This window comes from Microcoleus sp. S1D4, from assembly GCF_036700765.1.
Lineage (GTDB): Bacteria > Cyanobacteriota > Cyanobacteriia > Cyanobacteriales > Microcoleaceae > Microcoleus.
Map to the genome: position 1 here is coordinate 32146 of NZ_JAUBPP010000020.1, position 12443 is coordinate 44588.

The following is a 12443-nucleotide window of genomic DNA, read 5'->3' on the forward strand; positions in this document are numbered from 1 at the left end:
GAAACCCGGTTTCTGGGTTAATTTCTCCTCACTAAACCCAAAACTCCGAGAAACCCGGTTTCTGAGGATGTTAAAAGTGTCATTTTTTTACTCGCGAAAGTTTTAAGAGGCGATCGCCCCGTCAAAAAGCCACCCCGCGCCATCAAAAAATTAACACATCCTATCCCGAAGAGCAACAGATATGACCTCCGAAATTTATGACAATTTCTTTACAAACGATAGAGAAAAACTGAATATTTCCTCAGAAGCCGAAGTGTTTGTCTTTCCGGCATCATTTGCCCAGCAGCGCTTGTGGTTTCTCGACCAATTCGCACCGGAAAACCCTTTCTATAATGTAGTAACAGCACTGCGCTTAACTGGTTCCCTCAACTTAACAGCCTTAGAGCAAACTTTCAACAAAATAGTGCAGCGACACGAAACTTTGCGAACGACTTTTGCAGCGGTATCAGGCAAACCAGTGCAGATAATCTCTGCCACTTTTAAGACTAATTTAAAACTCTTAGAACTGCAACATTGGCCACCCGAACTACGGGAAACAGAAGCAAATAAACTCACCGCAGCCGAATCTCTTCGCCCTTTCAATTTATCCACGGGGCCGCTGATGCGAATCACCATCCTGCGGCTGACAGAAACCGAGCATATTCTCTTGCTAAATATGCACCACATAGCCTCCGATGATTGGTCGATCGGTGTGCTAATTCGAGAAGTGCAGGCTATCTATACAGCTTTGATAAATCAACAGCCATCTCCTCTACCAGAATTATCACTTCAATATGCAGACTTTGCCGAGTGGCAGCGCGAATGGTTGCAAGGTGAAGTATTAGAAACTCAACTAGCTTATTGGCGGCAGCAATTGCACGGGATTTCTGTGTTAAATTTGCCCACAGATCGCCCTGCACCAGCTAGGCAAAATTATCGGGGAAAAACTCAATATTTAGAATTGCCGAAAAAGCTGAAAAACGCACTTATAGCGCTCTCGCAGCGAGAAGGAGCGACTTTATTTATGACAGTGCTCGCAGCATTTCAAACTTTGCTTTACCGCTACTCGCAACAAGATGATATTGTTGTAGGTTCGCCGATCGCCAATCGCAACCGCAGTGAAATTGAAGCATTAATCGGTTTTTTTGTCAATACTTTAGTGCTGCGAACAGACTGCTCGGGAAACCCGACATTTCGAGATTTTTTAGGTCGGGTGCGGGAAGTAACCCTGGGAGCTTACGCTCACCAAGATTTGCCTTTTGAGAAACTGGTTGAGGAATTGCACCCGGAGCGATCGCTCAATCGCCACCCGTTATTTCAAGTGGTATTCGGCCTGCAAAATGCGCCTGTAGACGAGCTAGAATTGCCGGAATTAAAGTTGAGTTCTTTTCATTTGGAGACTCAAACAACGCGCTTTGATTTAGAGCTGCATTTGTGGGAAGCTGCGGATAAGTTTAGGAGCAGGTACGGCGAACAGTGGAAAGATTCGGAAGGGCTCAGAGGCGTAGCTGTGTACAATACGGATTTATTTGATGAAGTTACGATCGCCCGAATGCTGAGGCATTTTAAAAATTTGCTGGAAAGCATTGTCGCCAATCCAGAACAAGGAATTGCTAACTTACCTTTATTGAGCGAGGATGAAGTGAATCAATTATTCAGAGAATGGAACAAAACTCGCACAGATTATCCTCAAAATAAGTGCATTCATCAGTTATTTGAAGAGCGGGCCCTGCAGCATCCCGAGGCTGTCGCCCTAACTTTCGAGGGCCAGCATTTGACTTACAGAGAACTCAACAGTCGCAGCAACAAACTGGCGCGCTACCTACAAAAACTGGGCGTGGGGGCGGAGGTTTTAGTGGGGCTTTGTGCAGAGCGATCGATCGACCTAATTGTCGGGATGTTGGCTATACTGAAAGCGGGAGGAGCCTACTTACCGTTAGATCCGAGCTATCCGCGCGATCGGCTAAACTTGATGCTGGAAGATGCTCAAGTTAAAGTCTTGCTAATTCAGGATAAATTAATTGAGAATTTCCGAGACTTCTCAAACTCGGTGATTTACTTCGATCGCGACTGGGAACACATAGCCAAAGAAAGCGCCGAAAATCCTGCCAACACCGTAACAGCAGACAACCTAGCTTACGTTATTTACACCTCTGGCTCAACAGGAAAACCCAAGGGAGTTGCTGTCACCCACAAAGCAGTAAATCGGCTGGTACTCAACACCAACTATATAAAAATAGAACCTACCGATAAAATTGCCCAAGCATCAAACGCCTCATTTGATGCAGCCACATTCGAGATTTGGGGAGCCTTGCTTAACGGCGCTCAACTCGTGGGAATTAGCACAAATATTACCCTTTCACCTCACGATTTAGCCTTAGAACTGCGCCAACAAGGTATCACCGTCTTGTTTTTAACAACTGCCTTATTTCAACAAATTGCTAGAGTTTTACCGCAAGCTTTTAATTCACTGCGCTGCTTGCTGTTTGGTGGAGAAGCGGTCGATATGAGATGGGTTAAAAAAGTTTTCAAACAAAATCCAACCACTCAATTAATTCACGTTTACGGGCCTACAGAAAATACCACATTTTCGGCTTATTATTGCGTGCAAGACGTACCCGAAACCGCAACATCGATCCCTATTGGCCGTCCGATCGCCAACACGCAAATTTATCTCCTCGATGCGGATTTGCAGCCGGTGGCGATCGGTGTTATGGGTCAATTGTACGTCGGCGGTGACGGATTGGCGAAAGGCTACCTCAACCAGCCGGATTTAACTGCTGCTGCATTCATTCCCAATCCTTTTAGCAATAAATCAGGTTCTAGGCTTTATAAAACAGGTGATTTAGGTCGCTATTGGGTTGACGGCAATATCGAGTTTTTAGGCCGCGTTGACGACCAAGTAAAAATTCGTGGCTACCGCATCGAGTTGGGAGAAATTGAAGCGGCTTTGTGCCAGCATCCACAAGTGCGCGAAGCAGTAGTAATTGTGAGGGAAGACATCCCCGACGATAAACATTTGGTAGCTTATGTTATTCCTGACGGCATTAATGGAAAATCAGAAAGTCACAATCTAAAATCAAGTGACTTGCGCCAATTTTTGAAAGAAAAGTTACCAGGATATATGGTTCCTGCAACTTATGCAGTGTTGGAGAATATGCCACTGACGCCTAATGGCAAAGTAGACCGCCGCGCCTTGCCCGATCTAGATACAGACAGCGAGGATATAACAGAAAATTATGTAGCGCCTCGGACTGATCTCGAAAAGGCGATCGGGAAAATTTGGGCTAATGTTTTGGGAAAACAGCAGGTTAGTATCTACGATAATTTCTTTGAGCTAGGTGGGCATTCCCTGCTAGCAACTCAGTTAATTTCTCGCATCCGAGACGCTTTGCAAGTCGAGTTATCTGTCAGCAGTTTGTTTGAGGCTCCAACTGTGGCGAGTCTGGCAAAATACATTGAGACAATGCGTTGGGCAGCGAAAGGTTTGGATACTCCCAGAACTGACGAAAATGAGCGAGAAGATGTGGAATTTTAAGGTTTTACATAATTGCGGGATGATTTTGATTCTTTTGTGGAATGACCGTCCAAAAGTGGGGAGCATCTCTGTTTGACAGCCTGTCTTTTGACATTGTTCATACTTGTATAGCACAATGGTTTTTTGTCGATATTTTGGCAAACAAAAATGAGTAAATTGAACAGCGTTTTGAACCCTTCACTGGTTGCTGAACCTCCCAGTAATCGTTTTTATCGCACCGTTTGGCGATGGCACTTCTATGCAGGCTTGTTTGTTATTCCTTTCATGCTGATTTTGTCAATCACAGGCATCATTTACCTGTTTAAACCGCAATTAGATGCTGCGATGTATCACCAGAATATGTTTGTGCAGCCTGCGGATGTGGTGATGTCTTATACTCAACAGGTGGCAGTTGTTCAACGAACTTATCCTGATGCCAAAGTAACAAAATTTACGCCGAGCGTTGCGTCTAATCGTAGTGCTGAAGTGACGATCGCGACTAAAGATGAAAGAACACTAGCCGTTTTCGTGAATCCTTATACGGCTAGGATTTTAGGCGATCGCGATGAAAATAATAATCTCCAAGCGATCGCACGCAAGATTCACGGCGAACTGATGATCGGAAAATTGGGAGATTATATAGTAGAGCTTGCTTCGTGTTGGGGGCTTGTGCTGCTGATTACGGGATTGTATCTGTGGTTGCCTCGCCACAAAATAACTTTTTTTGGAACACTGATTCCGCGTGTGTGGAGCCAGAATAAGCGGGTATTTTGGCGGGACTTACACGCCGTTTCGGGATTTTATGGGGTATTGCTAATTGGCTTCCTCATCCTCAGTGGACTACCCTGGACAGGTTTTTGGGGAGATACCTTCGCTCGTTTGTCGAACTACTACCCTGCACAAATGCGGGATAACGTGCCTCAATCGACAACACTCACAGGCTCCCTCAATCAGCAGGGCAATCAAGTTGTGCCTTGGGCAGTAGAGCAATTACCAATTCCTAAATCGAGTACGCCTAGAGATGAGCATCATTCAGGACACAACGAAGTTATCGAGCGAACTCTTGCTGATACGTCCGTAAATCTAGATTCTGTTGTAAATTTAGCTCAAGCAAAAGGCGCACCCCCTGGATTTAGTGTTAGTTTTCCAGAATCCAAAACGGGTGTGTATACGGTTTCGGCATTTCCCAATAATCCGGCGCAAGAAATCACTTTGCACATCGATCAATACAGTGGCAAAGTATTAGCAGATGTGCGATGGAAGGATTACGGGTTAGTACCCAAAGTCGTATCAATGGGAATTTCAATTCACATGGGAAAATATTTTGGATTGAGCAATCAACTACTGATGTTGTTTGCATCCTTAATTTTGATTGTGCTTTCAGTCAGTGGTACGGTGATGTGGTGGCAGCGTCGTCCGAAAGGGACGGGTTGGCTCGGTGCGCCTGCAATGCCCACCCATGTTCAGGGATGGAAAGTGCCACTCGCAATCGTTGCTGTTTTAGGGATTGCCTTCCCGCTTGTAGGACTTTCACTCGTCACCGTTCTGCTGTTGGATTATTTCGTGTTGGCTCGTATTCCTGCTGTCAAGCGCATTTTCAGTTAAAGGTGGGAGGGTGACAAAGAGCTCTAGAAACTAGACCGAATCAGTGCGTAGGTTGAACCGCGAGGGAACAAACCCTCCGTTTCACTCCGCCCAACATTTTCGCTACAATTTTCCTTAACTAGACCTCTTGCAAAAGTCCTTTTCATAAATTTATTGGACGGGCTCTCCGGCCCATCCCACAAGAAAAAATAACTCTTGTGGGATGGGCCGGAGAGCCCGTCCTAGTTATTTTTGCAAGAGGTCTACTGAACCGTATTGGATTTTAACTCACATTTTTAGTCACGAAATTTCAGTGCAGAATGCCCTGACAGCTTCGGCAAACTCTTGGTTGTGTTCCATTAATGCCATGTGTCCTCCTTTCTGTATAGTAACTAGCTCTGCTTGAGGTAATTCTGCTTTCATCCGCAGGCTAGCTGGGGGGGTAGTTGCGATATCTGAATCGCCGCATATCACCAACACAGGAATATCAATCGATCGCAAAGTTTTTGTTTCGTCAAATTTGAACATTGCCAGCGTGCCGCGAGCGAGAACGCCGGGAGAACCCAAGGCTGATAAAAAAGCTGAGAACTCTAATTGACCGCGCGTTTCAGTGCCTTTAAATCCCGATAATTCTACACTGATGTGCAGTGAACCATTGAGATAGCTCAGCCAAGTCATTGCCCACATAATGGGTTCCAGAGCTATGGTGACGTAGAGGATAGGTTCCAGCAGCGGCTTCTGCAAAGCGCGTAATAAACTGCTAAAAATAGCGGTATTGACGGGATTAGTATAAGTCGTATCTACCAGAATTAAACCAGCTACTCGACTACCGAGAAGTTCTGGGAAAAGCCGACAGAAGGTGAGAGAAATCATGCCGCCAATGCTGTGTCCGAGTAGGATAACAGGTTTATTTCCTGCTAGGGCAATCACGGCTTCGAGATCGCGGGCAAATTTTTCTAGGGAGTAGTCGCTGTTTTTTGGTCTAGTGGATTTTCCCAAACCTGGAAGATCCCAAACAATCACTCGGAAGCGATCGCTAAGTTGCCGTTTCACATAATACCAAACCATACTGTTCGGCCCCCAACCGTGCGAGAGGATAATCGGCTGTCCGTCCTCTGGGCCGTAGAATTCTACTTGTAAAATCGTGCCATCAGGCCTCTCTACTCGCTGCACCGTACCCGTCCGCGTCGGCTTCGGTTCGTCAGCACCAGGGCGGCGGAACAGCGGCAAACTGATAAATCGGCCGCCAACAGACCAAAGAAGCATCAACACTCCGCTGACTAAGTAGGAAATCCCTACAAGTGCGCCGATGTAATATTCATAAATAATGTATATACCCCCGCCAAGTACGCCGATGGACAGCAGTCCCACCAGCCATAGAAACAGGAAATTGAAGGGCATGAACGGCATAAGCTGAAACCTTGGGTAGGATTTTGGTTGCGGATTCAAACAGAATCATACTTAGGTTAGGCCACAGTCGGCAAGGGGTAAGTTAAGCTCTTAATTTGTGCGCTGGTGGAATTTCTTTTATTGATGTGCCCAAGTAATCATAGGATGACTCAAAATGCCAGAGCCAACAATATCGAGTTCATCGGCAAATGTAAGAGATTCTGTCACGGTAGAGTTAATAGAGTTTTTATCTTATCTTCGCAGTCTAGATATTAATGTTTTTGTTGAGGGATCTCGCCTGCGCTGCAACGCTCCCGAAGGAATTATTACACCCGAACTGCGCGCCGAGATTTCTCAGAAAAAAGCCGAAATTATTTCATTTTTAAAAGCAGCTAATCGTACTTCTAGTTTCACTCCTACACCGATTGTCCCTATGGGGCGGGACGGAAATCTACCGCTTTCTTTTGCACAGCAGCGCTTGTGGTTTCTCGACCAATTAGTACCAAACAATCCTTTTTATAATGTTCCCGCAGCATTGCGTTTGACAGGTTCGCTCAATTTGACGGCGCTGCAACAAACCTTCAATGAAATTGTGCGCCGCCACGAAGCTTTACGCACGACTTTAGCAGTAGTTTCGGGCCAACCCGTTCAGAGAATAGCTGCTGCTTTCCACCTTCCGATTAATGTAGTGGACTTGCGAACCTTGCCAAAGGAATCTCGACAAACTGAAGCAAACAGGCTCACCGCAGAGGAAGCTCAACGCTCTTTTAATTTGTCCAATGACTTGTTGCTGCGAGTCACATTATTGCAGTTAGATGATGCCGAATATTTGTTGATGCTGAATATGCACCACATTGTCTCCGATGGTTGGTCTATCGGAGTATTAATTCAGGAATTAGGCGCGCTTTACACGGCATTTGCTAGCGAAAAACCTTCGCCTTTACCGGCTTTGTCGATCCAGTATGCTGATTTTGCTAAATGGCAGCGCGAATGGCTGCAAGGGGAAGTTTTAGAAACGCAGCTTGCTTACTGGCGACAGCAGTTAAACGGCATTTCTATGCTAAATTTGCCTGCGGATCGCCCCAGGCCAGCAATTCAAAGTTACCGAGGCAAAAGGCAATTTTTGCAACTACCAAAACAACTGAGCGAGGCTTTAGAAACGTTGAGCCAGCGCGAAGGAGTGACGCTGTTTATGACTATGCTGGCAGCTTTTAAAACGTTGCTTTACCATTACGCGCAGCAAGAAGATATTGTTGTAGGTTCGCCGATCGCCAATCGCAACCGCAGTGAAATAGAAGCACTAATCGGTTTTTTTGTCAACAGTTTGGTGTTGCGGACAGATTTGTCGGGAAATCCAACTTTTCGGGAACTTTTAAACCGAGTCAAAGAGGTAGCATTAGGAGCTTACGCTCACCAAGATTTGCCGTTTGAGAAGTTAGTAGAAGAACTGCACCCCGATCGCGCGTTGAACCAAAATCCCTTATTTCAGGTGGCCTTTGCGCTGCAAAACGCGCCGGGGAATCAGTTAGAATTGCCAGAATTAACCCTCAGCCCGCAGCAGTTAGATGTCGGTACAGCCAGGTTTGATTTGGAGTTTCATTTGTGGGAGCGATCGCCCAACAGCTCGGGAAGCAACCAATCGCCCAGCAATAAGCTGTGGGTTGATAGCTCCGAGGGTATCAGCGGCATGGTTATTTACAGCGCCGATTTATTTGATGAAGCTACGATTACCCGCCTGATCGGGCATTTTCAAGCCTTGTTAGAAAGCATTGTGACAAATCCCGAACAGCGAATTGCCAACTTGCAATATTTGAGCGCCCAAGAGCGCTATCATTTGTTAGTTGAATGCAACAATAGTCAAGCGGATTATCCGCAAGATTTGTGCATCCATCAGCTATTTGAAATGCAGGCCGATCGGACACCGGATGCGGTGGCGCTGGTATTTGGAGAGGAGCGAGTCACCTATCGAGAGCTAAATCTCCGCAGCAACCAACTAGCACGTTATTTGCAAAAAATGGGGGTTGGGACGGAAGTTTTAGTCGGGCTTTGCTGCGGGCGATCGCTCGATCTGATCGTGGGAATGTTGGGTATCCTGAAAGCGGGAGGAGCTTACCTAATTTTAGATCCGAGCTATCCTGCTGAGCGATCGAGCTTTATGGTAAAAGATGCTCAAGTGTCAGTATTGCTTACCCGCCAGGGAATAAATTCCCTGTCTAATAGCGAAAGTCGTCTAAAGACGACTGAAGGAGGACAAGTTTCCAGTCGGCTTCAGCCGACTTCAGCTATGAGCCAGGGAATTTATTCCCTGGTGGATGATGGCGAAGTGCAAAATTTAGAAACACAGTCAGAGGATAAAATTCACCATCCAAGGGTTGTTTTTCTAGACACAGATTGGGAGATGATTTCCCAAGAAATCGCCGACAATCCCACCAGCGCCGTCACAGCCGAAAATCTGGTTTACGCGATTTACACTTCCGGTTCCACGGGAAAGCCGAAAGGAGTTGAAATTGAGCACGGGAGCCTGTTAAATCTCGTTTTTTGGCATCAAAGAGAGTTTGGCGTGTCAGCGGGCGATCGAGCAACGCAAATTGCTGCGATCGGCTTTGATGCTTGCGGGTGGGAAATTTGGCCTTATCTCGCCGCAGGATCTAGCATCTACTTTCCAGAAGATGACATCAGGCGAGATCCTGAAAAACTGCAAAACTGGTTAGTATCAAACGCCATTACAATTAGCTTTTTGCCAACACCTTTAGCCGAGAAAATTTTGCTATTAGATTGGCCTCCAACAACAGCGTTGCGAATCTTGCTCGCAGGCGGCGAAAAACTGCAACAGCATCCTTTAAAATCCCATCCATTTAAGCTAGTAAATAATTACGGCCCAACCGAAAACACCGTCGTCACAACTTCCGGTTATATTCCTGTAACAGAGCAAACAGACATCGCCCCCACCATTGGCAGCCCCATTGCTAACACTCAAATCTACATATTAGACAAATATTTGCAGCCGGTGGCGATCGGCGTTGTTGGCGAATTGTACATCGGCGGAAACGGACTCGCTCGCGGCTACCTCAACCGCCCAGATTTAACCGCACAACGCTTTATTGTCAATCCTTTTAAACCAAATTCAGGAGAGCGAATTTACAAAACCGGCGACTTAGTGCGCTACAGAGGCGATCGCAACCTTGAATTTTTAGGACGCATTGACGAACAAGTAAAAATTCGCGGTTTCCGCATCGAATTAGGAGAAATCGAGACACTATTAATTCAACATCCGGCGGTGCAGCAAACTGTAGCAACAGCTTCGGAAGATGGACAGGGAGATAAACGTTTAGTAGCTTATATTGCCCTGAATCCTGAATATAGCAGTGCCAGCGAAAAAAACCAAATAATGCAATTGCAGGACGAACAGGTTTTGCAGTGGCAAATGCTCTACAATGAAACTTACAATCAACCTGCTGTTGACTCAGATCCAACATTTAATATTGTCGGCTGGAATAGCAGTTATACTAATCAGCCAATCCCAGCAGAACAGATGCGCGACTGGGCGAACAATCAAGCCGCCCAAATTTTAGCTTTGCAGCCGAGCAGAGTGTTAGAAATTGGCTGCGGCACAGGTTTGTTGCTGTTCCAAATTGCCTCTCGCTGCACTCAATATTGCGGAACAGACTTTTCACCTATTTCGCTCAACTATATTCGGCAGCAATTGGCAAATCAACAGTTAGCTAATGTAACGCTGCTTCAGAAAATGGCGACTGACTTTGAAGGAGTAGAGACAGCAGCTTTTGACGCAGTAATTCTCAACTCTGTCGTGCAATATTTCCCGACTATCGACTATCTCGTGCAGGTGCTAGAAGGTGCGGTGAAAGCAACTGCCCCCGGCGGCTTTATATTCATCGGAGATGTCCGCAGCTTGCCGTTGCTGGCAGCTTTTCACGCTTCGGTACAACTGTATCAAGCCGAACCTTCTCTCGCGGGCGAAAAGTTGCAGCAGCGAGTACAAATGCAAATTTTTCAAGAAACAGAGTTAGTTGTTGAACCAGATTTTTTTAGCGCCTTAAAACACCGCTTTCCGCAGATTGGCGGCGTAGAGATTCAATTGATTCGCGGTAGTTATCATAATGAGTTAACTGCTTTTCGGTACAATGCTATTTTGCATATTGCGTCTGAAACAGCCCGCCCTATATTATCGCAAAAAGGGGAGTGGGGCGCAGAAAAAAGGCTGGATTGGTTGGATAAAAATCAGAATCTGACTGTTACCAAGGTGCAACAAATATTATTGGAAAATCAACTCGATGTTTTAAGAATTGCTAATGTGCCTAATGCGCGGGTAACGGCAGCAGTTAAGGCGGCAGAATTGCTGTCTGTTGTCGATAAATTTCCAACAGCAGGTCAGTTGCAGAAAGCCGTGGAAAAAGTAGAGGATTTAGGAGTCGATCCCGAAGCTTGGTATGCTTTGGAAGTTCCGTATAATGTTAATATTAGTTGGTCTAATTCCGACAGTCAAGGGCGCTACGATGTAGTGTTTGCACGGGGCAAAACTAGAGATTTTGTGCCAGAAACCAGAAGCGATAACTTGCGTCCTTGGCGCTCTTATGCTAACAATCCCTTACAAGCTAAAGCAGCGCGTAAATTAGTGCCGCAGTTGCAGGCTTATCTAGCAGAAAAACTGCCGGAATATATGGTTCCGTCGGCTTTTGTAGTGCTGGAGTCGCTACCTGTGACGGCTAACGGAAAGGTCGATCGGCTCGCTTTGCCTGCACCGGAGCCGATTAAGTTAGAATGGGCTGGCGGTTATGTTGCGCCTCAGACTTCTATTGAGGAAGTTTTAGTGAAAATTTGGGTTGAGGTTTTGGGGATAAAGCGAGTGGGTATCCGGGACAATTTCTTTGAATTAGGAGGCCATTCGCTGCTGGCGACTCAGCTTGTTTCTAGAGTGCGAGATGCTTTCGGAGTAGAGTTGCCTTTGCGCCGGGTTTTTGAAGCGCCGACAATTTCAGAATTATCTAAGATTGTTGAGAGTTTGAAAGATAAGAATGCTAAAAGTGAAGCTCCGGCTTTAGTGCCTCTTTCTCGCGAAAAACGTCGCGTGAAGCTGTCATCGCTGAACAGAGAAAATAAAGACAGATAATGTTTGAGACTAAAATCCGCAAATATATTAACTACTTGGGAGATACAGAATACATGGCTGAGGTTGTTGCATCGCCTGGGGCGGTTGATTCTATGATTAAGTTTCTCCAAAGTAACGATCGCGAAATTATTAACGATACTTGTTTTTTTATTAGAGATTTTGTCCTGAGTTGTTCTCAAAATCATACGTGCCGACAATCTTGGGAAAGCCAGCTAAAGTCAGCTATTATCCCAGAAATTGAAAATTTGCTTTTTGCGGATAACCATTTCATCCGCAAAGACGCAATTTATACACTAGGAAAAATATGCAGCTACGACAGCATACCAGTAATGCTTAATGCCTTTTATCAACTCCGCGATCGAGACCCAATTTTACTGCCGAGACTTATAGGAGAGTTATTTTGGCTGGGCATCAATAATCCCTGGGATATAATTGACAGTATGGCAGTCAGCGATCGGTACACAACTCGGTGGGCTGTCGTGGATGTGTTGGGGAAATTTGGTTGCAACTCGCCAAATGATGAAGACTTTTTGAGGGCACACAAATTATGCGATCGACTTCGACGCGATGCACATCATCTCGTCAGAGAAGAAGCAGAATATAATTATCAATATTTAGAATTGCAGCGTCGAAAGCATCAAGAAAATATGTCTAAGGCTGAGTACAGACAACAGAGGAAGGAATTAAAAAAAATTAGCACATTTTTGCCTTTTGGTAACATTATCAGTCAGTTTGGTCATTATATGTACGAGCGCAATTTACATACATATACCATTGAAGAGTTAGAAACATTTATAAAAAAAATTAAAAATAGTTTGGAGATTATCTGAATTTGGGCAAAATTAA

5 protein-coding genes are annotated in these 12443 nt (G+C 45.5%); 4 read left to right on the forward strand and 1 reads right to left on the reverse strand.

What is annotated here, in order from left to right; all coding sequences use genetic code 11:
• Window positions 1-181: 181 nt before the first annotated feature.
• Both QT998_RS19885 and QT998_RS19890 read left to right on the forward strand, forming a co-directional pair.
• Window positions 182-3517 (forward strand): non-ribosomal peptide synthetase, encoded by a 3336-nt coding sequence (locus tag QT998_RS19885; RefSeq protein WP_333117320.1) that lies wholly within the window; start codon window positions 182-184, stop codon window positions 3515-3517.
• Between the two features lie 147 nt (window positions 3518-3664).
• On the forward strand, window positions 3665-5101 hold the full coding sequence (locus tag QT998_RS19890) for a PepSY-associated TM helix domain-containing protein (RefSeq protein ID WP_333117318.1): 1437 nt from the start codon (window positions 3665-3667) through the stop codon (window positions 5099-5101).
• Window positions 5102-5380: 279 nt separating this feature from the next.
• On the opposite strand, the gene QT998_RS19895 is transcribed toward QT998_RS19890, so the two are convergent.
• On the reverse strand, window positions 5381-6490 hold the full coding sequence (locus tag QT998_RS19895) for an alpha/beta fold hydrolase (RefSeq protein WP_333117316.1): 1110 nt from the start codon (window positions 6488-6490) through the stop codon (window positions 5381-5383).
• A 154-nt stretch (window positions 6491-6644) separates the two neighbouring features.
• Between QT998_RS19895 and QT998_RS19900 the strand changes: the two genes are divergently transcribed.
• Both QT998_RS19900 and QT998_RS19905 read left to right on the forward strand, forming a co-directional pair.
• Window positions 6645-11597: an amino acid adenylation domain-containing protein gene (locus QT998_RS19900; protein ID WP_333117315.1), complete on the forward strand. Its 4953-nt coding sequence runs from the start codon at window positions 6645-6647 to the stop codon at window positions 11595-11597.
• On the forward strand, window positions 11597-12427 hold the full coding sequence (locus QT998_RS19905) for a HEAT repeat domain-containing protein (RefSeq protein ID WP_333090305.1): 831 nt from the start codon (window positions 11597-11599) through the stop codon (window positions 12425-12427). Before QT998_RS19900 ends, QT998_RS19905 begins: the two co-directional genes overlap by 1 nt.
• The last annotated feature ends 16 nt before the right edge of the window (window positions 12428-12443 follow it).

What these genes read in the sequence shown, in the direction of transcription:
- QT998_RS19885 (WP_333117320.1), top strand. Translation starts at nt 182, where the DNA reads ATGACCTCCGAAATTTATGACAATTTCTTTACAAACGATAGAGAAAAA.
- QT998_RS19890 (WP_333117318.1), top strand. Translation starts at nt 3,665, where the DNA reads ATGAGTAAATTGAACAGCGTTTTGAACCCTTCACTGGTTGCTGAACCT.
- QT998_RS19895 (WP_333117316.1), bottom strand. Translation starts at nt 6,490, where the DNA reads ATGCCGTTCATGCCCTTCAATTTCCTGTTTCTATGGCTGGTGGGACTG.
- QT998_RS19900 (WP_333117315.1), top strand. Translation starts at nt 6,645, where the DNA reads ATGCCAGAGCCAACAATATCGAGTTCATCGGCAAATGTAAGAGATTCT.
- QT998_RS19905 (WP_333090305.1), top strand. Translation starts at nt 11,597, where the DNA reads ATGTTTGAGACTAAAATCCGCAAATATATTAACTACTTGGGAGATACA.